This window comes from Pseudomonas sp. FW305-25, assembly GCF_017351415.1.
In the GTDB taxonomy this organism is placed as follows: Bacteria; Pseudomonadota; Gammaproteobacteria; order Pseudomonadales; family Pseudomonadaceae; genus Aquipseudomonas; species Aquipseudomonas chlororaphis.
Genome location: NZ_JACNDE010000009.1, coordinates 112,662 through 137,204 on the forward strand (window position 1 = coordinate 112,662; position 24,543 = coordinate 137,204).

Sequence of the window (24,543 nt, forward strand, 5' to 3'; positions counted from 1 at the left end):
CAACTGGTTCTCGTTTCCAAGGTCGGATAATGTTACTGTATAACGCATTCGATCATCACCCTGCCCTCGGAGACTGCCATGAAAGCCAATATCCATCCCGCCTACCGCACCGTACTGTTCCACGACACCGCCGCGGATGTGTACTTCCTGATCGGTTCCACCGTGGACACCGACCGCACCCAGCGCCACAGCGATGGCAACACCTATCCCTATGTCACCCTCGACGTCTCCAGCGCCTCGCATCCGGTCTACACCGGCCAGCAGCGCAAGACCCAGTCCGAAGGGCGGATCGCCGGCTTCAACAAGCGTTTCGCTTCTTTCGGTTCGACCAAGGCTTGATGGCGCTGGTGGCCTTTATCGCGAGCAAGCTCGCTCCTACAAGAGACTCATAATCCTCTGTAGGAGCGAGCTTGCTCGCGATGGCGGCAGCGCGGCCTGTACAGCATCCCGGTCACCCTGCCCAAAGAGCCGGGTGTATGGAAAAAACAGCGGCCGACTGTGTCGTGACGACGCCTCGCCAGTCATGGGATCCTTGCCGCCTCGCGTAACCGATCCAGGTTTTTCATGACTCTTTCAAGCGCTACATCCCCCCTTATCCGTATCGCCGCGGCCCTGTTGATCGGCCCGGACGGCCGTACCCTGCTGGTGCGCAAGCGCGGCACCCAGGCCTTCATGCAGCCGGGCGGCAAGATCGAGCCGGACGAGTTGCCGGCCCAGGCCCTGGCTCGTGAGCTGGAAGAAGAACTCGGGCTGCGGATCGCCCCGGCCGACGCCCGTTACCTGGGACGTTTTTCCGCACCGGCAGCCAACGAGCCGGGTTTTGTGGTCGAGGCCGAATTGTTTCGCCTTGATCTGGACACCGACGAGGTCCGGCCCGCGGCGGAAATCGAGGAGGTCTGCTGGATCGATCCGCAGGCTGGCGACGAGCTCACATTGGCCCCATTGACACGCGACCTGATCTTGCCGTTCTATCGCGCCTCGCAACTGGCCTCGGCCTGATTTTTCAAGGACAAAGGATTGCCCATCATGATTCCCCTTCACGACATGTTGATCTTCATCGCCGCAGCCTTGCTGATGGTGCTGACCCCCGGCCCCAACATGATCTACCTGATCTCCCGTTCGATCTGCCAGGGCCGCCGGGCAGGCGTGACCTCGCTGGTCGGCGTGGTGGCCGGTTTCTTCGTCCACCTGTTCGCCGCGGCGATCGGCCTGACCGCGGTCTTCATGGCGGTGCCGGTGGCCTATGAAGTGCTCAAGTGGGTTGGCGCCCTGTACCTGATGTGGCTGGCCTGGCAGGCCCTGAAGCCGGGCGCGCGTTCGCCGTTCGAGGCGCAGCAGCTGCCGCCGGATTCGTCGCGCAAGCTGATCCTGATGGGCTTTCTCACCAGCGCCCTGAACCCGAAGATCGCGGTGTTCTACCTGTCGGTCTTTCCCCAGTTCATCAGCCCGGAACACGGTTCGGTGTTCACCCAGAGCATCATCCTCGGCCTGACCCAGATCAGCGTGAGCTTCAGCGTCAACCTGCTGATCGCGCTGTTCGCTTCGGGCATCGCCGCCTGGTTCGTGCACAACCCGCTGTGGCTGGCGACCCAACGTTATTTCATGGGCTTCGTGCTGGCCGGGCTGGCGGTGCGTCTGCTGCTGGAACAACGCCAGACGGTCTGACCGTTTCATTCACCTGCGGCCCGGGGGCCTCGACCGACCATGTCCATCCAGCGCCTCGATGCCGGTCACGCCGCTGCCTACCGCGCGCTGATGCTCGAAGCCTACGAGCATCATCCGCAGGCCTTTACTTCCAGTGTCGCCGAACGTGCGGCGATGCCCCTGAGTTGGTGGGAGTCGCGGCTGAGCAGTCCGCTGGACCTGTTGCTGGGGGCTTTCGAGGATGGCGAACTGGTGGGCATCGTCGGCCTGGCGTTCGAGGTCCGGGAAAAAGCCCGGCACAAGGCCACGCTGTTCGGCCTGTATGTGGCGCCGCCTTATCGCCACGGCGGCCTGGGTTACCGGCTGGTCCAGGCGCTGCTGCAGGAGGCGCGCAAACGCCCCGGGGTGCGGCTGGTGCAACTGACGGTCACCGCCGGCAACGACGCCGCCCTGGCGCTGTACCAGCGTTGCGGTTTCGTCCAGTTCGGCCTGGAGCCGCTGGCGGTGCGGGTGGGCGTCGAGTACTTCGACAAGCTCCACCTGTGGCGTGAAGTTGTCTCCCCCCTCTGAAAGTCCCCGTTCCTACAGGCCGATGGCGCTTTTCAACGCACCGCGCTGACCCCGTCCAGGGTCGAGAACGAGGTGTCCTTGGCGGTCAGCAGGAAGTCGCGCATATAGGGCGCATCCAGCATGTCGGCGCGGATCGCCGCGTACAGCGTGGCGAACAGGCCTTTTTCCCCCAGGCGCTTGGCTTTCACATAGCCCCGCGAGCTGTATTCATGCAGCGCCCAGTGGGGCATGCCGCACACGCCTCGGCCGCTGGCCACCAGTTGCATCATCATCACCGTCAGCTCCGAGGTGCGGACCTGGGCCGGTTCGATGTCGGCGGGCTCCAGGAAGCGGGTGAAGATATCCAGGCGGTCGCGCTCCACCGGGTAGGTGATCAGGGTTTCGCTGAGCAGGTCTTCCGGAACGATGTAGGGTTTGCTGGCCAGGCGGTGCTGGTTGGCCACCGCCAGCATGGCTTCGTAGGTGAACAGCGGCACGTAGGTGATGCCCGCCAGCTCCAGCGGGTCGGAGGTCACCACCAGGTCCAGGTCGCCACGGGCCAGGGCCGGCAGCGGGGCGAAGGAGAAACCCGAGGCCAGGTCCAGCTCGACTTCCGGCCAGGCGTCGCGGAACTGGTCGATGGTCGGCATCAGCCACTGGAAGCAGCTGTGGCATTCGATGGCCATGTGCAGGCGCCCGGCGGTACCGCCGGCCAGGCGGGAAATGTCCCGCTCGGCGGCGCGCAGCAACGGCAGGGTGGCGTCCGCCAGTTGCAGCAGGCGCAGGCCGGCGCTGGTGAAGCGCACCGGCTTGGTCTTGCGCACGAACAGCGGCATGCCCATGCGCTCTTCCAGTTCCTTGAACTGGTGGGACAGGGCGGACTGGGTCAGGTGCAGGCGTTCGGCGGCTTCGACCAGGCTGTCGGCTTCGCGCAGGGCGTGCAGGGTCTTCAGGTGACGGATTTCGAGCACCAGGGTCTCCATGAGTAAATTTTGTGATCAACACGAAAAGGTTGAGTTTGTCTCATGTTGGCTTGGCTGTCGACAATAGCGCCATCTTTTACAGGGAGGAACCCACTCATGGCCTTGGCCCACACCCTTGGTTTTCCGCGCATCGGCGCCGACCGCGAACTGAAAAAAGCCCTCGAATCCTACTGGAAGGGCGACCTTGACCGGCAGGCGCTGCAAGACGTCGGACGCCAGCTGCGGGCCCGGCACTGGCAGCTGCAAAAGGACGCCGGCATCGACCTGCTGCCGGTGGGTGACTTCGCCTGGTACGACCAGGTGCTGACTCACTCGCTGACCTTCGGCGTGGTTCCCGAGCGCTTTGACAGCAGCCAGGACGCCCAGGGCCAGCCGACCCTCGACACCCTGTTCGCCATGGCCCGCGGCGCCTCGGCGGGCTGCTGTGGCGGCGATCACGCCAAGACCCAGTACGCCCAGGAACTGACCAAGTGGTTCGACACCAACTACCACTACCTGGTCCCGGAATTCAGCGCCGATCAGTCGTTCAAGCTGAGCTGGGAGCAACTGTTCGACGAGGTCGATGAAGCTCACGCCCTGGGGCACCGGGTCAAGCCGGTGATCATCGGCCCGCTGACCTACCTGTGGCTGGGCAAGGCCAAGGGCAACGATTTCAACAAGCTCGAGCTGCTGGAGCGCCTGCTGCCGGTCTACGGCGAAATCCTCAACCGCCTCAAGGCCCAGGGCGTGGAGTGGGTGCAGATCGACGAACCGATCCTGACCCTCGACCTGCCGCAGGACTGGAAGAGCGCCTTCGAGCGTGCCTACCACATCCTCCAGTACTCGCCGCTGAAAAAGCTGGTGGCCACCTACTTCAGCGGCCTGCAGGACAACCTCGGGCTGGCCGTCGGCCTGCCGGTGGACGGCCTGCACATCGACGCCGTGCGGGCGCCGGAGCAACTGACCCAGGTGCTCGACCGCCTGCCGACCTACAAGATTTTGTCCGTGGGCCTGGTCAACGGTCGCAACGTCTGGCGTTGCGAGCTGGAGCAGGCGCTGGCGCAGCTGCAAGCGGCGCAGGAACGTTTTGGCGACAACCTGTGGGTCAGCAGTTCCTGCTCCCTGTTGCACAGCCCGGTGGACCTGTCCCGGGAAGACCAGCTGGATGCCGAGCTGAAAAGCTGGCTGGCCTTTGCCGTGCAGAAATGCGGCGAGATCTCGGTGCTGCGTGACGCCCTGAACGATCCCCAGGCCCCGGCGGTGCAAGCGGCCCTGGCCGCAAGCCGCCAGGTGCAGGCCAGCCGGGCGCAGTCGCCGCGCATCCACAAGGCCGAGGTCCAGGCGCGGCTCAAGGCGGTCAGCGCCGCCGACAGCCAGCGTCATTCGCCCTTCGCCCAGCGCATTACCCAGCAGCATGCCCGCTTGAAGCTGCCGGTGTTCCCGACCACCACCATCGGTTCGTTCCCGCAGACCGCCTCGATCCGCCTGGCCCGCCAGGCATTCAAGCAGGGCAAGCTGTCGAACAACGACTACACCGATGCCATGCGCTGTGAAATCCGCCATGCGGTGCAGGTCCAGGAGCGCCTGGGGCTGGACGTGCTGGTGCACGGCGAGGCCGAGCGCAACGACATGGTCGAATACTTCGCCGAGCAACTGGACGGCTACCTGTTCACCCGCTTCGGCTGGGTGCAGAGCTACGGTTCGCGTTGCGTGAAACCGGCGGTGATCTACGGCGACCTGAGCCGCCCGCAGGCCATGACCGTTGACTGGATCAGCTACGCCCAGAGCCTGACCGACAAGGTGATGAAGGGCATGCTCACCGGGCCGGTGACCATGCTGATGTGGTCCTTCCCCCGCGAGGACGTGCCGCGTGAAGTGCAGGCGCGGCAACTGGCGCTGGCCCTGCGCGATGAGGTGGTGGACCTGGAAAAGGCCGGGATCAAGATCGTGCAGATCGACGAGGCGGCGTTCCGCGAGGGCCTGCCGCTGCGTCGGGCGGACTGGCAGCCGTACCTGGACTGGGCAGTGGAAGCTTTCCGCCTGACCGCCTCTGGGGTACGCGACGACACCCAGATCCACACCCACATGTGCTACAGCGAGTTCAACGACGTGATCCAGGCCATCGCGGCCATGGATGCCGACGTGATCACCATCGAGACGTCGCGTTCGGACATGGAGCTGCTGGAGGCGTTCGAAGCCTTCGACTACCCGAACGACATCGGCCCGGGGGTGTATGACATCCACTCGCCGCGGGTGCCGGACACCGTCGAGATGGTCAAGCTGATGAGCAAGGCGGCCCGGCGCATCCCCGCCGAGCGCTTGTGGGTAAACCCGGATTGCGGCCTGAAGACCCGCGCCTGGCCGGAGACCGAAGCCGCCCTGGTCAACATGGTCGCCGCCGCTCGTCAGTTGCGTAACCAGCAGGCCTGAATGCACCCATAGCCCCTGTAGCCGCTGCCGAAGGCTGCGATAAGGCCCGAAGGGCCTTCAGCGAACTCAAGATCGCTGCGTCCCTTCGGGCCGATCGCAGCCTGCGGCAGCGGCTACAGGAATCCCCATGAAAACAACCGCTGGGCAATCTTCATCAAACTGTCACGTAACTGTGGCAGCGCGCTCGATCAAAGTTCATCAGACTCGCGTTCTACTGGGCTTCTGCGTTTCGGTGTTTCTTCATGTGGGCAAGATTTTTTTCAACGACTGTTTTCCTGGCCGCGCTGCTGCTCGGCCTGCCGTCTCAGGCGGCGTCTCGCTGCGATGTCAACGTACCGACCCAACGGGTCGAACTGGAGCAGGTGAGCCTGGCCTACCAGAGCATCGGCCGTGCCTCAGATCCGGCCCTGCTGCTGGTGATGGGCCTGGGCGGGCAGTTGATCCACTGGCCGGACGAAGTGGTCGTTGCCCTGTGCCAGCAGGGTTTTCGGGTGATCCGTTACGACAACCGCGACGTCGGCCTGTCCACCTGGCGCCAGGCGCCGGTCAGCGCCAACCTGACGTTCGAGGTGCTGCGCTACAAGCTCGGCCTGCCGGTGGCCGCTCCCTACAGCCTGACCGACATGGCCGACGACGCCCTGGGCCTGATGAATGCCCTGCAGGTCGAGCAGTTCCATGTCCTGGGCGCGAGCATGGGCGGGATGATCGCCCAGCACCTGGCGGCCATGGCGCCGCAGCGGGTCGAGAGCCTGACCCTGATCATGACCAGCTCCGGCGCCGAAGGCCTGCCGGCGCCCAATGCGGCGCTGGTGCAACTGTTGTCGCGGCGCGGCGCGCCGAACCGTGAGGTGGCGCTGGAGCAACAGGCCGACCTGCTGGCCGCCCTCGGCAGCCCGCAGGTCACCGACGATCGGCAGGTGCTGCTGCATCAGGCGGCGGAGGCCTATGACCGCGCCTTCAACCCGGAAGGGGTGAAGCGCCAGATCATGGCGATCCTCGCCGAACCGAGCCGGGTGGCCCTGCTCAACCAGCTGCGCGTGCCGACCCTGGTGGTGCATGGCACCGCCGATCCGCTGCTGCCGGTGATGCACGGCGTGCACCTGGCGGCGCATATCCAAGGCAGCCAACTGAAGCTGATCCCGGGCCTGGCCCATCGTTTCCAGGAAGCCTTCAAGGCGCCGCTGCTGGCGGCGGTGCTGCCGTACTTGCAACGCCATCGCGAAGACACTTCGCACTGGGCGCAGATCGATCCGCTGCCTGCGCCGAATCTCCTGTAAATCGATTCCTGTTGTAGGAGCGAGCTTGCTCGCGATGATCCCACAGGCGCCGCGTTGCTTCAGAAGCACTGCGTCATCGTTGACGACCATCGCGAGCAAGCTGCGCTCCTACAGAAGCGGACGGTGCTCTGGCTTCTGTAGGCGCCAGGCTTGCCAGCGTCGAGCAGATGAGTGCGCTTCAGCGAACGATCTTGTCGACCTGGATCCCGAGTTTCTTCAGGCGGTACCAGAAACTGCGTTCGGAAATGCCGATCAGCTGCGCGGCGGCGGCTTGCACGCCGTTGCTCTGTTGCAGGGCGGCGAGGATGTAGGCTTTCTCCACTTCGGCCAGGGCCGCGTCCAGGTCGCTGGGGACGCTGAGGCTGTCGGCGGGCAGGGCACTGGCTCCGGCGTTCATCGGCGGTGAGCTGAACAGATAACCCGGCAGGTCGCTTTCTTCGATCACCGCGCCCGCGGCGACAATGGTCGCGCGTTCGACGCAGTTCTGCAGTTCGCGGATATTGCCCGGCCAGGCGTAATTGGCCATGGCCTGCAGGGCCTGCGGGCTGAAGCCGGTGATGCGTTTGCCGGCGGTGGCGCCCAGGGTGTGGGCGAAGTGCCGGGCCAGGGGCGCGATATCCTCGACCCGCTCGCGCAGGGCGGGCAGCGGGATCGGGAAGACATTGAGGCGGTAATACAGGTCTTCGCGAAACTCCTTGTTGGCCACCGCTTCCAGCAGGTTCTTGTTGGTGGCGGCGATCACCCGCACATCGACCTTGCGTTCGCGCGGGTCGCCCACCGGTTCGATCACCCGCTCCTGCAAGGCGCGCAGGATCTTCGCCTGCAGGGCCAGGGGCATGTCGCCGACCTCATCGAGAAACAGCGTGCCCTTGTCCGCCTGCTGAAAGCGCCCGACCCGGTCGGCCACGGCGCCGGTGAAGGCGCCCTTGCGATGGCCGAACATTTCGCTTTCCAGCAGGCCTTCGGGGATCGCCGCGCAGTTGACCGCGACAAAGGGTTTGTTGGCGCGGTTGCCGTGCTGGTGGATGGCCCGGGCGACCATCTCCTTGCCGGTGCCGCTTTCGCCGGTCAGCAGGATGGTGGCGTTGCTTTCGCGCACCGAGTCCACCGCTTGCAGGACCTGGCGGAAAGTCGGGCTGTCGCCCACCAGGCTGTCGAACTGCCGGTGCTCGTCGAGCTCGGCGCGCATGCGCTGGTTGTCTTTGAGGATGTCGCGAAACTGCAGGGCCTTGCTGACGGTGATGTCCAGCTCGTCGATGTCGAAGGGCTTGGCGATGTAGTCGTAGGCGCCGTTGCGCATCGACTGCACGGCGTTTTTCACCGTGCTGTAGGCGGTCATGACGATCACCGGGATCTGCGGGTAGCGCTGCTTGATCTCGGCCAGCAGCTGCGGGCCGTCCATACCGGGCATGCGCCAGTCGCTGATCACCAGGTCGATCTCTTCCTGCTCCAGCACCTTGAGCGCATGCAGGCCGTTGCCGGCGGTGAACACCTGGATGCCGTCCTGGCTCAGCGCCGAGGACAGCAGGTCGCAAAGCTTGGGCTCGTCGTCGACCACCAGCAGGTTATGCGTCATGGCTGGGCCTTTTGCTCATCTTCATCATCTTCCTCGTCATCACCCTTGGCCGGAATGTACAGGCTGAAGGTGGCGCCGGCATCTATTTCGCTGCTGCATTCGATGCGCCCATTATGGTTTTCCATGATCGAGAACACCTTGGCCAGGCCCAGCCCGGTGCCCGAGGCCTTGGTGGTGACGAAGGGGGTGAAGATGCGTTCGAGCATGTCCGGCTCGATGCCCTGGCCGGTGTCGGTGACCCGCAGGATGGTGTGCTCGGCGTCCTGGGCGATGCCCAGGGTCAGGCGCCCGCCGGCGGGCATGGCGTCGATGGCGTTGAGGATCAGGTTCAGGCAGGCCTGCTTGAGCTGGCGCGCGTCGGCGTACAGGGTCGCGCCCGGCGCCTGGTCGTCGATCTGCGCGTCGATCTTGTGGCTGGCCAGTTCCGGCTCGCAGAAGCCGATCAGTTCCTCCACCAGCGGCCGCGCCAGCAGGGTCGAGCGGATCGGCGCGCTGGGTTTGGCGAAGTCGAGGAAGTCGGTGATCAGGTCGTTGATCCGGCTGACTTCGCTGATCACGTATTCCAGGTGGCGCTTGTCGCCTTCGGGCAGGTCCGCGCGACGGTGCAGCAATTGGGTGGCGGTCTTGATGATGCCCAAAGGGTTGCGGATTTCGTGGGCCAGGCCCATGGCCACTTCGCCGAGGGCGTGCAGGCGGTCGCGGCGGCGCAGCTGGGCTTCCAGGTGCTGCAGTTCGCCCAGGCGTTCGCTCATATGGTTGAAGGTGCTGCTCAGTTCCGCCAGTTCGTCGCCGCCAATCACCGGCACACGTTGCCGGTAGTCGCCGGCGATCACCGCCTGGACCCCCTTGGACAAGCCGCGCAAAGGCATGGTCAGTCGTTTCGACACCAGCCAGCCGACGGCCAGCGACGCCGCCGAGCTGAGCAGGAAGATCAGGATGAACAGGTTGCTCTGGTTGACCAGCCCCACCAGGCTGCTGTGGCGCAGCAGGCCGCTGAAAATCACCCCCACCAGCTCGCCGCTGTCGTTGAAGATCGGCCGGTACAGCCCGCTGTAGCGGCTGGTGAACTGCTCCGTGGGCTGGCGGGTGTCGCGCAGGATGGTCTCGATCTTTTCCGGCACCTGGGTCGGGTGGTCCTCGAAGCGCTGGGTGGCGAAGATCTCGGCGAAGTCGTTGGCCTTGGCCAGGTACAGGCGCAGGTCAAGGGAGTGCACGTCGGCCACGCTGGTGAGGAAGCTGGCGTCCAGGTAGGTGGCGATCAGCAACTGGTAGTCGATGCCGTCGAGGGTGGTCTGGAAGGTCGAGACCACCGCTCCCGTGGCCACGCCGCCGACCTGCAGGGTCTGCAGCACGGCGTTGTGGGCCAGGCTGACCTGCCCGACGATGTCGTCGGCGGCGGTGCTGAACACCACCTGCTGGTCGCGCTTGCGGATCAGCGCTACCACATCGATGCCCATGGAGTCGGCGATGTCGGCGGTGAGCTTGTCGTGCTTGGCCGCGTTGCGGTCGGTGGGCGGCTTGGCATAGCGCAGGAACAGCTGGGCGATGCGCGCGTTGTCGCGCAGGGTCTCGGTGATTTCGTCCTCGACGATCTTGGTCGACTCCTGCAGCCAGATGCGCACGTTGCTGTCAAAGATCTGCGACAGGGTGGTGGCCGCCAGCTCCGCGGCGATCATGGTGGGGATCACGCTGACCATCCAGAACGCCAGCACCAGCTTGCGCTGCAGGCTCCAGCAGGAGATGGCGAAAGGGCGAGGGGCGCGGCGGTCTTTTCTGGTCATGAACTTTCGCTTAGTGCAGCAGCCATGGCGGGGTCGGTGCGATCCGGCCGGAGAACATATTTCAGCCCTTTGAGCAGGGTGTCGAGCAGCGGGTTGCGATGTTGGAAAAACAGGCTGTTGCCGGTGAAGGTACAGCCCAGGCGCAGCTTGCTGGCATAACCGGCCTGGCCACATTCGTAGAGCGCGATCCGGTGCTGGATACAGTAGTCGACATTGGCCATCCAGCTGCGCAAGTACAGGTTGTGCTCACGACTGATATCCAGGTCGTGGGCGAAGAATTTGTCGATCAGCCGGTGCTCGTCCAGCAGCACCAGGTTGAAGGCCACCAGTTGGTCGTCGACCCAGTACAGCACGCAGGCGGCCCGTTCCCCCAACTGCTGGAGGATACCGGTGAAATAGGGCGCGGGTAAGCGTTCGAATTGCAGTTCGCTGCGCCGCAGGGTGGCTTCGTACAGGCGCATGACCTCGGGCAGCACATCGTCGATGTTGTGTCGCCATTCGGTTCGCAGCCCGGGCGCGCGCAACTTGCGGCGCAGGTCCTTGCGCGTGGACTTGCCCAGGGTGCCGAGGTAGGCATCCAGCGAGCCGAAGGGCACCGGCAGCAGGGCGCTGGGCAGGCTGGGCATGGCTTGCAGGCCGAACGCCTGGCAGCTGGCGGCCCATTGCCGATCCTGGCTGGCGGCATCCTTGACCGCCAGCAGGCCGATGCCCTGGGCGTCGGCGTCGCGCCGGGCCAAGTGCAGCAGTTGCGCCAGCAAGGCCTGGCGGCGCACCGCGGGGATATGGCTGGCGGTGCCGGCGTGGCACTGTTCGGCCACCGGCGAACCGATGGCGTACAGGCGCAGTTGCAGCAGCCCCGGCCACCAGCGTTGCAGGCGTTCGCTCAGGCGCTTGGCCGGGCCCGAGACGGTGGTGTCCAGGCGATAGCAGGTGGTGAAGGCCGGGGCGACGGCCACCAGCTTCGAATCTTCGAACACCGCCAGGTAGCGCCAGCTGAAGCCCTCGATGCCGGCGTTCTGTACCGCCAGGTAATAATCCCAATCTTCCAGGGCGCCGGGAAAACAGTCGTTCCAGGCGTTGCGGTCGATGGCCTGGATGCTCGAAAAGACTTGGCTGGTGATCACGTGCGGTCCTTGAATCAGGCGAACTGGCGCAGGTCGTCGTACGCCACGGACCGCGGGCCTGTCTGCCTTTCGATGAAGTCCGCGCTCAACTCCACCACCCGGCGGTACTGCAGGTCGACGGTGATCATGTGGTAGCAGTTGTCGAGCAGTACCTTGACCACCGGGCCGCCGAGCTTGCGCTCGACATAGTCGGCGTTCCAGCGGCTGGTGATGTCGTCCTCGATGGAGTGCAGCACCAGGGCCGGGGTGGTGATCGACGGCATGCGTTTTTTCACCACCGCGTTCATCCGGTGCAGTTCGCGCACGGTCACCCCTTCCATGGTCAGCAGGCCGGCGCTGCTGCTTTCGCCGGCCTTCATCTGCCGCTCGACCACCGCCCGCAGACGCTTGTTCTTGATGCCATACGGCGGCTTCTCCTCGAAGCTGCAGATGTGCACGCCGAACGGAATCTTCATCAGCAGCGGGGTGAGGAACGCCAGCTTGTTGATGCTCCAGCCGTCGTACTTGAGGGTGGTCGAATACATCAGCAGGCCGCTGACCTGGCCCGGGTGTTCCGAGGCCAGGTACATGGACATGACGGCGCCCATCGACAGGCCGCCGACGAACACCTGGCGGTGGCGGCGACGGATGCCGACGAAGGTCCGGCGCACGCCCTCGTACCAGTCCTGCCAGCCGGTGGCCTGCAGGTCGGCGTTGTTGCCGCAGTGCCCGGCCAGGGTCGGCACGTACACCGTGCACCCTGCGTTGGCCAGGCCGACGGCCACCCGACGCAGTTCCGTCGGGGTGCCGGTGAGGCCGTGGATCAACAACACCGCGACCTCGCCACTGCCGAGCACGAACCCGGCATCGCCCTGGCCCAGGTCGATGCCTTCGTCCAGATCGATCAGTGCGCTCATCGCTTCATGGCCCGGTCCAGCAGACGGTCGAGCAGGGCGATGCCGAGGTCGATCTCCGCGTAGCTGATTTCCAGCGAGGGGGCCAGGGTGATGACGTTCTTGTAGTAGCCGCCCACATCGAGAATCAGCCCCAGGCGCTGGCCATTGATCTCGATGTCGCCCTTCATGCCTTCCTCGACCATGTAGTCCAGGGTCGCCTTGTCCGGGGTGAAACCGTCGGTGGCGCAGATCTCGCAGCGCAGCGCCAGGCCCAGGCCGTCGACGTCGCCGATGATCGGGTAGCGCTTCTGCAGGTCTTGCAATCCGGCCAGGAAGTACTTGCCCTTCTCCATGACCATCGCGCCGTAGTCGATCTCGCTGGTCATCTTGAACATCTCCAGGCCCACCGCGGTACCCAGCGGGTTGGAGGCGAAGGTGGAGTGGGTCGAACCCGGCGGGAAGACCTTGGGGTTGATCAGCTCTTCGCGGGCCCAGATGCCGCCCAGGGGGTTGAGGCCGTTGGTCAGGGCCTTGCCGAAGACGATCACGTCCGGCTTGACGTCGAAGTGCTCGATCGACCACAGCTTGCCGGTGCGGTAGAAGCCCATCTGGATCTCGTCGACCACCATCAGGATGCCGTGCTGGTCGAGCACGTGCTTGAGCTCGCTGTAGAAGTTCATCGGCGGGATCACGTAGCCGCCGGTGCCCTGGATCGGCTCGACGTAGAAGGCGGCGTATTCGCTCTGGCCGACTTTCGGGTCCCACACGCCGTTGTATTCGGTCTCGAACAGCCGGGCGAACTGCTGCACGCAGTGGCTGCCGTACTCTTCCTTGGTCATGCCCTTGGGGCCGCGGAAGTGGTAGGGGAAGGGAATGAAGTTGGCGCGCTCGCCGAAGTGGCCGTAGCGGCGGCGGTAGCGGTAGCTGGAGGTGATCGACGAAGCGCCGAGGGTACGGCCGTGGTAGCCGCCTTCGAAGGCGAACATCAGGCTCTTGCCGTTGGTGGCGTTACGCACGACTTTCAGCGAGTCCTCGATGGACTGCGAGCCGCCGACGTTGAAGTGCACGCGGCCGTCGAGGCCGAATTTCTTCTTGGCATCGACCGCGATCATTTCCGAGAGCTCGATCTTGCCCTTGTGCAGGTACTGGCTGGCGATCTGCGGCAGGGTATCGATCTGTTGCTTGAGGGCGTTGTTCAGGCGTGGGTTGGCATAGCCGAAGTTCACCGCCGAGTACCACATCTGCAGGTCGAGGTAGGCCTGGTCGCTGGTGTCCCAGACGTAGGAGCCTTCGCAGCGGCTGAAGATCCGTGGCGGTTCGATGTAGTGGACGGTGTCGCCGTAGGAGCAGTACTTGGCTTCTTTTTCCAGAAGCACCTGGTCTTCGGCGGTCGCGATACGAATGTCAGACATGGTGGAAGAGTTCCTGAGTGGGTACGCAATGTTCGGTGGTGTTGTCGAGGGTGAAGGTGCCGGCGTTGGCCGCGTCGTTGGGCAACAGCGCCAGCAGTGCCGGCAGTTCGGCGAAGGAATCGAAAGTCGCGTGGGGAATGGCGTTGCGTTGGCAGTACTCGGCCAGGCGACCCTTGGCGAACACGAAGTCGGCGCTGGCGGCCACGCACATGTCGGACTGGCCGTCGCCGATCACCAGCACCCGCTTGCCCTTGGGCGTGGATTTGCATTTGCAGTTGCCGGACGCGGCGCGGCAGGCGTCGCTGGAATACGGGAAGTCGATGCGCCAGCTGTGCTGGTCGACCTGGCGCAGGCGGTTGGCGAGGATCGGCAGCAGGCTCACGTAGTGGCGCGCGAGGATGCGCGCGATGCCTTGTTCGATGCCGTCGCTGACCACTTCCAGGGACGCGCCCAGGCCGATCACGTGATCGACGAAGTCGGGGAAGTCGGGATCGATCTCGACGCTGTCGAAGTAGGCCAGCAATTCGGCGGGCGAGGCCTTGACCAGCGCCAGTTGGCGGCTGAGGCATTCCCGGGAGCCGATATGGCCGTCCAGCCATTGTTGCTCGATGTCTTCCCAGCTCGGGTCGGCGAAGCGTTGGAGGACGTTGTCGATCACGTCGGTGCGGGTGATGGTCCCGTCGAAGTCACACACGATATGCCAGTGCATCATCTGCAGTTACCTGTTGTAGAGGAGCGCACTTTGCGCATGCCAGGCACTGGAGCAGGGACTGTGCCAAGTGGCTCAAGCCCAGGCGGGCCGGGCTTTGCGCGGGAACAAGGCGTTGGATGGGCGGGTTGGAGCTACAAATTTTGTAGCTCGCTACAAACAACATCAGTGCTTGCAGGGAGGGGGCAGGGTGGTGATTGATGCGCGCATCTTCACTTAAGGAACCCCGCGCCATGTTCAGCTTCACACGCTCCGCCCTGTTCGCCGCCCTGCTGTCTCTGGGGGCTGTCTGCGGGGCTTTCGCCGAGGACGGAGGCCAGGATGGATTGAGCGGCGCGCTGGGCCTGGGCATCGGTTACCAGCCCCATGACCCCAGCGGCAGCCGGCATGACACCGTGCCCTTGCCCTATGTCGATCTGGAGTGGGGCGATGTCAGCCTCGACACCGACGATGGCCTGACCTGGGACGCCTTCAAGGCCAAGGGTTTCAGCGCCGGGCCCTATATCAACTACCTGCCGGGACGCAACGCCAACGGCTCGCTGCGCGGCCTGCGGGACGTGCCGAACATGGCCGATGTCGGCGGCTACATCCAGTACGCGCCGGACGACTTCTGGCGCCTGTTCGCCTCCCTCGGCAGCGCGGTGGCCGCGGGCGAGGGCCAGGGCGGCCTGCTGGGCAAGGTCGGCGGCGAAATCGGTTATCCCCTGGGCCTGGGGATCATCGGCAGCAGCAACCTCACCGCGCATTTCGCCGACGCCCGGCGAACCCAGACCTTCTTTGGCATCAGCGACGCCGAAGCCCAGGCCACGGGCATCGGCCGCTACAGCGCCGGCGGCGGTTTGCAGAACCTGACCCTGACCCAGAACCTGCAGGTGCCCCTGGGCGGCAACTGGTCGTGGATGACTAGCGCCAGCTGGATTCACCTGACGGGCTCGGCGGCCGACAGCACCCTGGTGCGCGAGCGCGGCGAAGTGAACCAGGGCCAGGTCCAGACCGCCCTCAGCTACCAGTTCTGAGGCCGGCCAAGGCCTTATCACCGGGCTTGCGGGGCGTTTCGTCATCGCGGGCAAGCCTCGCTCCTACAAAAGCGCGGCTGAATACCTCTGCCGGCATGCGCTGTTTCTGTAGGCGCGAGGCTTGCCCGCGATGCAGGCGTAGCCTGCCTTTTGTGCTGTATTTCTCTCCGGTTATCTGGATGATCTCGGGGTTTTTCGCGAGCAAGCTCGCTCCTACAGGGAGAGCCTGTGTCATTGCTGTCGCGAACCGTTTCGTTATTACGTCTGAGAAATTGGTCCACCCTTTGCACTGGCAGCCATGAACCCACTTTTCAGGAAGTTCTTCATGGCTCGTCCCGCTTATCGCCTGCTTGCCCATTCGCTGTGGGACATCGTCCCGATCCTGATGGCCCTGGCGCATTTTTCCTTCGTCCTGTGGCTGGTGCTGGCCTTTCACAGCCTGTCCTGGTGGGTGATCCTGCCGGCGGCGTCGTTGTATGCGCTCAGCCTGCCGTGGCTGAACCGCGGCTTCGATCTGCTGCTGTCGGTGACCATCGGTTTTTCCCAGACCCTGTACCGCGATATCCACAACCGCCATCACCGTGGCAACTCGGATCGGCCCGGGGCGGACGGCACCACGATCGACCCGCTGTCGATCTACCTGCATGGCCGCAATGGCCAGCCGGACAATGTCTGGGCCTACACCTTCCTGAGTTTTTTCCGCGACGACCCCAAGGCCATCTACCAGGAAATGCAGCGCAAGCGCCCGGCGGACGCGCGTTGGGTCAAGGTGGAAATCGGCGTGACGGTATTGGCCTACGTGGCGCTGGCGCTATACGACTGGCATGCGCTGCTGGTGCTGCTGCCGTTCTGGTACCTGGGACAGTCGCTGTCCTCGCTCAACGGCTATTACGAACACCTGGGCGGCAACCCGGACCTGCCGATCGCCTGGGGCGTGAGTTCCTACAGCTGGCTTTACAACCTGATCTGGATGAACAACGGCTACCACGCCGAACACCACTACCGGCCGAAGATGCACTGGACCCGGGTCAAGGCCTTCCACCGCGAGATCCGCGAACAGCAGCGGGCGGCGGGGGTGAAGGTGATTCCGCTGGCCCACGGCCTGGGCTTTCTGCTGAAACACCCCAAGCGCTGAGGCCCGCGCACCTGTAGCCGCTGCCGCAGGCTGCGATCGACCGGTACGGTCGTGGCGTTCTGAAGACCGCGAAAGGCTCGGCGGGAGATTGGGAACCAAGGCCCTGCGGGCCTTATCGCAGCCTCGCGGGCTCGGCAGCGGCTACAGGGGCGTTATGCGCCCCCATGTCCTAGGCCTCCTCGCCCTCGGCCAGCAGGGCGATCCCGCCGACGATCACCAGCACACCGACCCAGTGCAGCAGGCTGATCTGCTCGCCCAGGCCCAGCCAGGAGCCGAGCAACACCACCACGAACACCAGCGAGCTCAGGGGGAAGGCCAGGGACAGGCTGCTGCGCCGCAGGATCAGCATCCACACGAAGAACGCGCCGATGTAGCAGGCAATCGCCAGCAGCACCCCCGGGTTGACCGCCACCGCGGCCAGCCATTGCAGGTTGAAATCCATCTGGCCCAGCTGGTCGCCGCCGACCTTGGTGGCGATCTGGCCGGCGCTTTCGAAGCCGATCAGCAGGGCCCAGAGCACCAGGGTGCCGAGGCGCCCGTGGAGCCAGCCGTGAGTCTGTGCAGTCATGAAATCTTTCCTTGTGAAGCGTTGAGGGGGCTCAGGTGCTGGCGACGCACACCAGCATCACGCCGAGGGTGATGACCAGGGTGCCCAGCCAGCGCCGGCGGCTGACGTGCTCGCCGAGAATCAGCTTGCCGGCCAGGACCACGCCGCAATAGGCCAGGGCCGCCGCCGGAAACAGCAGGCTCAGCGGCGCGCGGGACAGGGCTTCGAGCCAGACGAAAAACTCGATCACATAGGCGCCGATGCCGCACCACAGCAGCGGCGCGTTGAACACCTGGCCCCAGAAGGCATTCAGGCGAAAACCGCCTTCCAGCTCCGGCAGGCGGTCCAGGCCGAGCTTGAAACAGAGCTGGCCGATCACGTCCAGGACAATGGAAAACGCCACTAGCAAGACAACGGTCAGGGTCACGGGAACAGCTCCTCGAACAGCGCCATCAGGGCTTCGTTGGTGGTCGAATTGCGTAGCAGGTCGGCTGCGCTCCAGCGTTCGGCCGGCGGTTGGTCGGAGCGTGCTTCCCAGCGCTTGAAGGCGTTGCTGAAGGCCGGCGCGGCGAACTCGCCGCAGATGTCGATACCGAGGATGCGCTTGCCCGCCGCCAGGCTGCGCAGGGCCTGCAGCAGGTGGCTCAGGCGCATGCCGCCCTGGTCCCAGTTGGTCGCGGCGTCGGCACTGGCCAGCACGTCCTTGTCGATGGTGATCCAGATCGCCTGGGTGGGCAGGCTGGCGATCAACTGGTCGAGGAAGGCTGGCCAGTCGAGCCCGGCCAGGTTGCGCCAGTGCAGGTGGTTTTCCTGCTGCTGGTGCCCGGCGCCGTCGCCGACCCGGCCCCAGACCTTGGAGGGCGCGTGCTCCCAGGGAAACAGCTGCAGCTTGCCGTGGCGCAGCGCGCCGAGGTTGCCGCCGCGCAGCTGCGGGTTGTGCAGGTCGTCGCTGCACGGCCCGAGGGTGACGATGCGCTGGATGTGCGGCAGCTGCAGCGCCCGGTTGACCCAGGAACCGCAGTGGCGGCGCGGCGCGAAGCGCACCCAGTCGGGGTGGTTGTCGAAGTGGATCAGGCTGACCGGCTGTTGCAGGTCGGCGAGGAAGGCCGGGGTCAGGTGGTGGTAGTCACCGGAGCCGACAAAGAAGATTTCCGGCTGCGGGCCGCTGTGGGCGGGCCTTTGCCGCAGGCGCTCGGTGAAGTGGCGGTAGGTGCGTTCGGTGGACCAGAGCCGCAGTTTCGGGCCCAGGTCCAGCAGGTCCAGGCGTCGGGCCTGGCCGCTGCGCAGCCGGCGCTGGACAGGCTCCTGGGCGGTCAGGCTGTGGTCGAGATCGAGAATGTTCAAAGCAGGATTTACCCATGGCAGCGCCCCTCGGAAAAGCCTGCGTCACAGGTCGCGGACGCAGGCAGAGCGGGCTTTACAGGGTAAATGCAAGGGACGGGCCAGGGCGCTGAACGGCACCTGTAGCCGCTGCCGAGCCCGCGAGGCTGCGATCGCCCCCGCAGGGGGCGCAGAGGTCTTGAGATCGCTGAAGACCTTCGGCCTTATCGCCGCCTGCCGCAGCGGCTACAAGGGGGAGTCAGACGTGGACGCGGACCCAGACGCTGACCAGCACGGTGGCGGCCATCAGCCAGGCCACCGCGGCCACTGCCAGGGAGGCTTCCAGGCGCAGGCGGTCGACCATCACGTAGAGGGTCGCCAGGTACACGAAGTAGGGAATGATCGACCACATGCCGAACAGGATTGTGGTCTTCAGGTCGTCGATGGAACGGCCCTTGCCGACGATGTAGTGGGCAATCAGGGCGAAGGTCGGGAACAGCGGCACCAGGCCGGCGATGTAGTAATTCCGGGTCTTGGCCAGGGCGGCGAGGATCACCACCACGGCGGCGCCCAGGCAGGCTTTGAGCAATAAATCCACGGTACTTCTCGCAGTCTGGTTAGTGGCTCAGGCCGTATTTCTTGACCTTGTCGAACAGCGTGGTCTTGGCCATGCCCAGTTCCTGGCTGGCCTGGGTCAGGTTGCCGCCGCTGCGTTGCAGGGCGTCGCCCAGCAGGTTGCGCTCGAAGGCCTCGACCGCCTCGGCAAAGCCCAGGCCCTGCGCGGCGTTGCCGCTGGACTTCTTGAACGCCGGCAGGCCCAGGGCAAAACGTTCGGCGACGTTGCGCAACTCGCGCACGTTGCCCGGCCAGTCGTGGCTCATCAGGTTCGACAGGGTCTGGTTGTCCAGCTCCGGTGCGGCGCGGTCGAAGCGCAGGGACGATTGCTGCAGGAAGTGTTCGAACAGCTGCAGGATGTCCTCGCGACGCTCGCGCAACGGTGGCAGCTCCAGGGTCACCACGTTCAGGCGGTAATACAGGTCGCTGCGGAACTGGTTGGCGCGCCCCAGTTCGTCGAGGTCGGACTTGGTCGCCGCGATCACCCGGCAATCCACCGCCACGCTCTGGTTCGAGCCCAGGCGCTCCAGGGTGCGCTCCTGCAACACCCGCAGCAGTTTGATCTGCAGGTTCATCGGCATGCTTTCCACTTCGTCGAGGAACAGCGTGCCTTCGTGGGCGTGCTCGATCTTGCCGATGCGCCGCTTGCCGGCGCCGGTGAAGGCGTTGGCCTCGTGGCCAAAGATCTCGCTTTCGAACAGGTTTTCCGGCAGGCCGCCGCAGTTGAGGGCGACGAACTGGTGGGTGTGGCGGCGGCTGAAATCATGCAGGCAGCGGGCGACCAGTTCCTTGCCGGTACCGGTCTCGCCTTCGATCAGCACGTTGGCCGAGGTGTCGGCGACGTTGGCGATCAGTTCCCGCAGGTGCTGCATGGCCGGCGAGCGGCCGATGATCCGCCCTTCGAGGGAGTCGCGCTCGGCCAGCTGGCGGCGCAGCGACGACACTTCCCGGGCCAGCCCGCGCTGCTCCAGGGCTCGGCGGGCGACGTCCACCAGGCGCTCGGGGGAGAAGGGCTTTTCCATGAAGTCATAGGCGCCTTTCTGCATCGCGCCGACGGCCATGGAGATATCGCCGTGGCCGGTGATCAGCACCACCGGCAGGCTGCGGTCACGGGCCTTGAGGCGGGTCAGCAGCTCCAGGCCGTCGATGCCCGGCAGGCGGATATCGCTGATGACGATGCCGGCGAAGTTGTCGCCGACCCGCTCCAGGGCTTCTTCGGCGCTGCCAACGCCGACGCAGGGAATGTCTTCCAGGGCCAGGGCCTGCTGGCAGCCGAGCAGGACATGGGGGTCGTCTTCGACGATCAGGACGGTAAGGTCGTTGTTCATAGCGGCTCGGCTTGTGTAGGGCTGACCAGGGGCAGGCTGAGGACGAAGGCGGTGCCGCCGTCGGCCGGGTGCTCGACGCCCAGGTTGCCACCCGTGGCGGCGGCCAGGCTGGCGGACAGGGTCAGGCCGAGGCCCAGGCCCTGCTCGCCGGGTTTGGTGGTGAAGAAGGGTTCGAACAGATGCTTGCGCGCCTCGGCGTCGATGCCGTGGCCGTTGTCGCGTACCCGCAGGCGGTATTTGCCTTCGACGCTTTCGCCTTCCAGCCACAGCTCCGGTCGCGGCTGGGCCTGCATGGCGTCCAGGGCGTTGCCGATCAGGTTGACCAGGATCTGCTCCAGGCGGGTCTGGTCGATCCGCACCTGGACTTCGTTGAAGTCGCGGTGCAATTGCAGCGGCAGGTTTTCCAGGCGTGCGTTGAGCAACTGCAGGGCAGCGTCCACGGCCTTGCCGAGGCTGGCTTCGCCCTGGTCCTCGCCACGACGGGCGAAGGAACGCAGGCTGGCGGTGATGCGGCCCATGCGGTCGATCAGTTCGTTGATGGTCTTGAGGTTGGTGCTGGCGGTATCCAGGGCGCCGCGCTCGAGGAAACGCACGGTGTTGCCGGACAGGGTGCGCAGGGCGGCCAGCGGCTGGTTCAGTTCATGGGCGATGCTGGTGGACATCTGGCCGATGGCGGCGAGCTTGCCGGCCTGGACCAGTTCGTCCTGGGCGCGGCGCAGGGTTTCCTCGGCCTGGCGGCGCTCGCGGATCTGGCCCTTGAGCCGTTCGTTGCTGGCGCGCAGGTCGCTGGTGCGTTCAGCGATCCGCCGTTCCAGCTGGTTGTTGGCTTCCTGCAGGGCTTCGCGGGCGGCGAGGCGGGTGGCGATGACCTTGCGCCGCTCGTTCCAGGCAATCAGCAGGAAAGCCACCAGGGCGAAGGCCACGGCCACCAGGATGCCCTGGTTGATGGCTTCGCGGCGCAGGTCCTTGAGCGGCGTCAGCAGGGTGAAGTTCCAGGGCGTATCGCTCAGGGGCCGGGTCTGGGACAGGTAGCTGATTTCCTTGTCGTCGGACACCAGCTCGGTGTTGGCCGGGAAGGTCAGCTTCTCCACGCCTTCGGCCAGGCGTTCGCGGGCCAGCGGCTCCAGTTCGTTGAGGGTGAACCAGTAATACTGCAGGCTGCGCGCCAGGCGCTCCTTGGTGTCGTCGCTCAGCGGGCGTACCGACCGCAGCCGCCGGGCCGGGTCGCTGGAGAGGATGATGATGCCGTTCTCGTCGCTGACGAAGCCTTCCAGGCGGGCGCGTTGCCAACGTTCTTCCAGGGCCTCCAGGCGTACCTTGACCACCGCCACGCCGATGATCTTGCCCTGTTCTTCCAGGCCGTGGGCGAGGTAGTAGCCGGGCTCGCCATTGGTACTGCCGATGCCGTAGAAGCGCCCGGGCTGGCCGCGCACGGCATTCTGGAAATAGGCCCGGAAGGACAGGTCTTCACCCAGGTAGCTGTCGACGTCGCGCCAGTTGCTGGTGGCCAGCACGCGACCGGTGGTGTCCATCACGTAAATGGCCCGACTGCGGCTGCGCCGGTTCAGGCCTTCGAGGTAATTGTTGACGGTCTGCCGGTGCTCCGGCGTCGGGTCGTTGAGCAGCAGCGACACACTGGATTCGAGTTCCAGCAGGCTGGGCAGGTAGGTGTATTTGCTGATCTCGCTTTCGACCGCGCGGGCGTGCAGTTCCAGCTGGCGTTCGCCGTTCTCGCTGAGGCTGCGGATGCCGTAATGCTCGCTGATCCAGAAGCCGACGTAGCCCAGGCCGATCATCAGCGCGATGACCAGTGGCGGCAGGAACAGGTGGCGGATCAGACGGGGTTTCACGGCGAGTGATGGCGGCGCGGCGCGATAGAGAGTGGGGTCGCATTTCATCACAGATGCCTTGGGTCAACCAGCGCTCGCCCGCTTCCTGTAGGAGCGAGCTTGCTCGCGAAGAACTCAAGGACAACGCATTATCCAGGATGCACGCGTTATCGTTAACGACCATCGCGAGCAAGCTCGCTCCTACAGGGGCGAGCCGCATCGTTTTTAGTGCTGCAGGATTTTCTCGAGGAAATGCTGCGCACGCTCGGAGCGGGCGTTGATGTCGCCGAAGAATTCCTCTTTCGGGCAGTCTTCGATGATTTTGCCGGCGTCCATGAAGATCACCCGGTCCGCGACCTTGCGGGCGAAGCCCATTTCGTGGGTCACGCACATCATGGTCATGCCTTCGTGAGCCAGTTGCACCATCACGTCCAGCACTTCGTTGACCATTTCCGGGTCGAGCGCGGAAGTCGGTTCGTCGAACAGCATGACGATCGGGTCCATCGCCAGCGCGCGGGCGATCGCCACACGCTGCTGCTGGCCGCCGGACAACTGACCCGGGTGCTTGTGGGCGTGGGCGGACAAGCCGACGCGCTCCAGCAATTGCAGGCCTTTCTTGGTGGCTTCTTCCTTGCTGCGGCCCAGCACCTTGATCTGCGCGATGGTCAGGTTTTCGGTGATGGTCAGGTGCGGGAACAGCTCGAAGTGCTGGAACACCATGCCCACGCGCGAGCGCAGTTTCGGCAGGTTGGTCTTCGGGTCGGCGATGGAGGTGCCGTCGACCACGATGTCACCTTTCTGGAACGGCTCCAGGGCGTTGACGCATTTGATCAGGGTGGATTTGCCGGAGCCGGACGGTCCGCACACCACGATCACTTCGCCTTTCTTGACCTCGGTGCTGCAATCGGTCAGCACCTGGAAGTCCCCATACCACTTGTTGATGTTCTTGATAGAGATCATACGGCAAACCTTTTTTGCAGACGCTTGACCAGCAGCGAGGCGGCAAAGCTGATTGTGAAATACACCAGACCGGCAACGATCAGGAACTCATTGGAGCGGCCGATGATGTCGCCGCTGGAGCGCGAAGCATTGAGGAAGTCCACCAGGCCCACGGTGTACACCAGCGAGGTGTCCTGGAACAGGATGATGCTCTGCTGCAGCAGCAGCGGGGTCATCTTGCGGAACGCCTGGGGCAGGATGATCAGGCGCATCATCTGGCCATAGCTCATGCCCAGCGCCTGGGCGGCGCCCATCTGGCCCTTGGGGATCGACTGCACGCCGGCGCGGACGATTTCGCAGAAGTACGCCGCTTCGAACATCATGAAAGCCACGATGCACGAGCCGAATGCGCCGATCGGGGTGTCTTCGCCGGTGATCCAGCGCAGCACGAAGGGCACCGCCAGGTAGAACCAGGTGATCACCAGCAGCAGCGGGATGGAGCGGAAGTAGTTGACGTAGACGCCGGCGATGTTCGACAGCAGCTTGCTGTGGGACAAGCGCATCAGCGCCAGGATGGTGCCGAGGATGATCCCGCCGACGACGCCCAGGGCCATCAGCTTGAGGGTCATCAGCATGCCGTTCCACAGGCCGGGAATGGCTGGGACGACGCCAGTGAAATCGAATTCCATTATTTGCCCCCCACGGAGATCAGGCCGGGCACCGCGACTTTCTTCTCGACCATGCGCATCAGCAGCATCAGGCTCATGTTCAGGGTGAAGTAGATCAGCGTGGCCAGGGTGAAGGCTTCAAACAGGTTGGCCGAGAATTCGGCGGTCTGCTTGGTCTGCGCCAGCAACTCCATCAGGCCGATCAGCGAGGCCACGGAGGAGTTCTTGAAGACGTTGAGGAATTCCGAGGTAAGCGGCGGAATGATGATCCGATAGGCCTGGGGCAGCAGCACGTTCCAGTAGATCTGCGGCAGCTTGAAGCCCATGGCGCGGGCCGCGGATTCCTGGCCGCGTGGCAGCGCCTGGATACCGGTGCGCACCTGTTCGCAGACACGGGCGGCGGTGAACAGGCCCAGGCACACGACGACGCTCAGGTAGGCCGAGGTGGTCGGGTTGAGGTCCTGCTTGTACCAGTCCTGCAGGTTTTGCGGCAGCAGGTCCGGCACCAGGAAGTACCAGATGAACAGCTGAACCAGCAGCGGTACGTTACGGAAAATCTCCACGTAGACGGTGGCGATGCCCGACACCAGGCGGTTCGGCACGGTACGCATGACGCCCAGGATCGAGCCCAGCAGCAGTGCGACGATCCAGGCCACCACGGCGATGGCGATGGTCCAGCCCAGGCCCGCGATGTACCAGTCGAGATAGGTCTCGCTGCCCACGCCGGTGGACTTGAAGAACACGCTCCAGTCCCAGTTGTAATTCATTAGGGTCTCCCCTCTGATCGATCGATGTACAAGCACCCGC

Annotated in this window: 24 protein-coding genes; 8 read left to right on the forward strand and 16 right to left on the reverse strand. The window is 64.8% G+C overall.

Annotated features, from left to right (window positions below; genetic code table 11):
• Window positions 1–78 precede the first annotated feature (78 nt).
• From J4E58_RS11405 to J4E58_RS11420, 4 genes are all read left to right on the forward strand, one after another.
• The gene (locus tag J4E58_RS11405) at window positions 79–339 is read left to right on the forward strand and encodes a type B 50S ribosomal protein L31 (RefSeq protein WP_087090103.1); all 261 of its coding nucleotides are present in this window, start codon (window positions 79–81) and stop codon (window positions 337–339) included.
• 225 nt (window positions 340–564) lie between these two features.
• Window positions 565–999, forward strand: coding sequence for an NUDIX domain-containing protein (locus J4E58_RS11410; RefSeq protein ID WP_087090105.1), 435 nt, complete (start codon window positions 565–567; stop codon window positions 997–999).
• Window positions 1,000–1,026: 27 nt separating this feature from the next.
• On the forward strand, window positions 1,027–1,665 hold the full coding sequence (locus J4E58_RS11415) for a LysE family translocator (protein ID WP_007930534.1): 639 nt from the start codon (window positions 1,027–1,029) through the stop codon (window positions 1,663–1,665).
• A gap of 39 nt (window positions 1,666–1,704) precedes the next feature.
• Entirely contained in the window at window positions 1,705–2,214 is a 510-nt protein-coding gene (locus tag J4E58_RS11420) for a GNAT family N-acetyltransferase (protein WP_087090106.1), read from the forward strand.
• Window positions 2,215–2,246: 32 nt separating this feature from the next.
• On the opposite strand, the gene metR is transcribed toward J4E58_RS11420, so the two are convergent.
• Window positions 2,247–3,164, reverse strand: a complete 918-nt coding sequence (gene metR / locus J4E58_RS11425) for a transcriptional regulator MetR (RefSeq protein WP_007930536.1) — start codon at window positions 3,162–3,164, stop codon at window positions 2,247–2,249.
• A 108-nt stretch (window positions 3,165–3,272) separates the two neighbouring features.
• Between metR and metE the strand changes: the two genes are divergently transcribed.
• A complete protein-coding gene (metE, locus tag J4E58_RS11430; protein WP_087090108.1) occupies window positions 3,273–5,585 on the forward strand; it encodes a 5-methyltetrahydropteroyltriglutamate--homocysteine S-methyltransferase in 2,313 nt (770 codons plus the stop codon).
• Window positions 5,586–5,827: 242 nt separating this feature from the next.
• The gene (locus J4E58_RS11435) at window positions 5,828–6,862 is read left to right on the forward strand and encodes an alpha/beta fold hydrolase (protein ID WP_085532198.1); all 1,035 of its coding nucleotides are present in this window, start codon (window positions 5,828–5,830) and stop codon (window positions 6,860–6,862) included.
• Between the two features lie 178 nt (window positions 6,863–7,040).
• On the opposite strand, the gene J4E58_RS11440 is transcribed toward J4E58_RS11435, so the two are convergent.
• The 6 genes from J4E58_RS11440 to J4E58_RS11465 are packed head-to-tail and all read right to left on the reverse strand — an operon-like array spanning window position 7,041 to window position 14,342.
• Window positions 7,041–8,438 (reverse strand): sigma-54 dependent transcriptional regulator, encoded by a 1,398-nt coding sequence (locus tag J4E58_RS11440; RefSeq protein ID WP_087090110.1) that lies wholly within the window; start codon window positions 8,436–8,438, stop codon window positions 7,041–7,043.
• A complete protein-coding gene (locus J4E58_RS11445; RefSeq protein WP_087090111.1) occupies window positions 8,435–10,219 on the reverse strand; it encodes an ATP-binding protein in 1,785 nt (594 codons plus the stop codon). Before J4E58_RS11445 ends, J4E58_RS11440 begins: the two co-directional genes overlap by 4 nt.
• Entirely contained in the window at window positions 10,216–11,343 is a 1,128-nt protein-coding gene (locus J4E58_RS11450; protein WP_087090114.1) for a GNAT family N-acetyltransferase, read from the reverse strand. Before J4E58_RS11450 ends, J4E58_RS11445 begins: the two co-directional genes overlap by 4 nt.
• A 14-nt stretch (window positions 11,344–11,357) precedes the next feature.
• Window positions 11,358–12,239: a carboxylesterase gene (locus tag J4E58_RS11455; RefSeq protein ID WP_087090116.1), complete on the reverse strand. Its 882-nt coding sequence runs from the start codon at window positions 12,237–12,239 to the stop codon at window positions 11,358–11,360.
• Window positions 12,236–13,630 carry an aspartate aminotransferase family protein gene (locus tag J4E58_RS11460; RefSeq protein WP_087090118.1) on the reverse strand — a complete coding sequence of 465 codons (1,395 nt, stop codon included), beginning with the start codon at window positions 13,628–13,630 and terminating at the stop codon, window positions 12,236–12,238. The genes J4E58_RS11455 and J4E58_RS11460 overlap by 4 nt, the downstream gene beginning before the upstream one ends.
• On the reverse strand, window positions 13,623–14,342 hold the full coding sequence (locus tag J4E58_RS11465; RefSeq protein ID WP_087090120.1) for an MtnX-like HAD-IB family phosphatase: 720 nt from the start codon (window positions 14,340–14,342) through the stop codon (window positions 13,623–13,625). Before J4E58_RS11465 ends, J4E58_RS11460 begins: the two co-directional genes overlap by 8 nt.
• Window positions 14,343–14,572: 230 nt before the next feature.
• On the opposite strand from J4E58_RS11465, the gene J4E58_RS11470 reads away from it, so the two are divergent.
• On the forward strand, window positions 14,573–15,355 hold the full coding sequence (locus J4E58_RS11470) for a MipA/OmpV family protein (RefSeq protein WP_087090122.1): 783 nt from the start codon (window positions 14,573–14,575) through the stop codon (window positions 15,353–15,355).
• 325 nt (window positions 15,356–15,680) lie between these two features.
• Window positions 15,681–16,490 (forward strand): fatty acid desaturase, encoded by an 810-nt coding sequence (locus J4E58_RS11475; protein WP_087090124.1) that lies wholly within the window; start codon window positions 15,681–15,683, stop codon window positions 16,488–16,490.
• A 169-nt stretch (window positions 16,491–16,659) separates the two neighbouring features.
• On the opposite strand, the gene J4E58_RS11480 is transcribed toward J4E58_RS11475, so the two are convergent.
• From J4E58_RS11480 to J4E58_RS11520, 9 genes are all read right to left on the reverse strand, one after another.
• Window positions 16,660–17,058, reverse strand: a complete 399-nt coding sequence (locus J4E58_RS11480) for an EamA family transporter (RefSeq protein WP_007927148.1) — start codon at window positions 17,056–17,058, stop codon at window positions 16,660–16,662.
• Between the two features lie 31 nt (window positions 17,059–17,089).
• Window positions 17,090–17,464, reverse strand: a complete 375-nt coding sequence (locus tag J4E58_RS11485; RefSeq protein WP_053262459.1) for an EamA family transporter — start codon at window positions 17,462–17,464, stop codon at window positions 17,090–17,092.
• Window positions 17,461–18,381, reverse strand: coding sequence for a hypothetical protein (locus tag J4E58_RS11490; protein ID WP_007927145.1), 921 nt, complete (start codon window positions 18,379–18,381; stop codon window positions 17,461–17,463). Before J4E58_RS11490 ends, J4E58_RS11485 begins: the two co-directional genes overlap by 4 nt.
• 235 nt (window positions 18,382–18,616) lie before the next feature.
• Window positions 18,617–18,946 (reverse strand): GlpM family protein, encoded by a 330-nt coding sequence (locus J4E58_RS11495; RefSeq protein WP_172963012.1) that lies wholly within the window; start codon window positions 18,944–18,946, stop codon window positions 18,617–18,619.
• Window positions 18,947–18,974: 28 nt separating this feature from the next.
• Window positions 18,975–20,300 (reverse strand): sigma-54 dependent transcriptional regulator, encoded by a 1,326-nt coding sequence (locus J4E58_RS11500; RefSeq protein ID WP_053262457.1) that lies wholly within the window; start codon window positions 20,298–20,300, stop codon window positions 18,975–18,977.
• On the reverse strand, window positions 20,297–22,198 hold the full coding sequence (locus tag J4E58_RS11505; protein ID WP_007927142.1) for a sensor histidine kinase: 1,902 nt from the start codon (window positions 22,196–22,198) through the stop codon (window positions 20,297–20,299). Before J4E58_RS11505 ends, J4E58_RS11500 begins: the two co-directional genes overlap by 4 nt.
• Window positions 22,199–22,354: 156 nt before the next feature.
• On the reverse strand, window positions 22,355–23,089 hold the full coding sequence (locus J4E58_RS11510; RefSeq protein WP_007927141.1) for an amino acid ABC transporter ATP-binding protein: 735 nt from the start codon (window positions 23,087–23,089) through the stop codon (window positions 22,355–22,357).
• Window positions 23,086–23,757, reverse strand: coding sequence for an amino acid ABC transporter permease (locus J4E58_RS11515; protein WP_087090128.1), 672 nt, complete (start codon window positions 23,755–23,757; stop codon window positions 23,086–23,088). Before J4E58_RS11515 ends, J4E58_RS11510 begins: the two co-directional genes overlap by 4 nt.
• Entirely contained in the window at window positions 23,757–24,503 is a 747-nt protein-coding gene (locus tag J4E58_RS11520; protein WP_009045378.1) for an amino acid ABC transporter permease, read from the reverse strand. The genes J4E58_RS11515 and J4E58_RS11520 overlap by 1 nt, the downstream gene beginning before the upstream one ends.
• Between the last annotated feature and the right edge of the window lie 40 nt (window positions 24,504–24,543).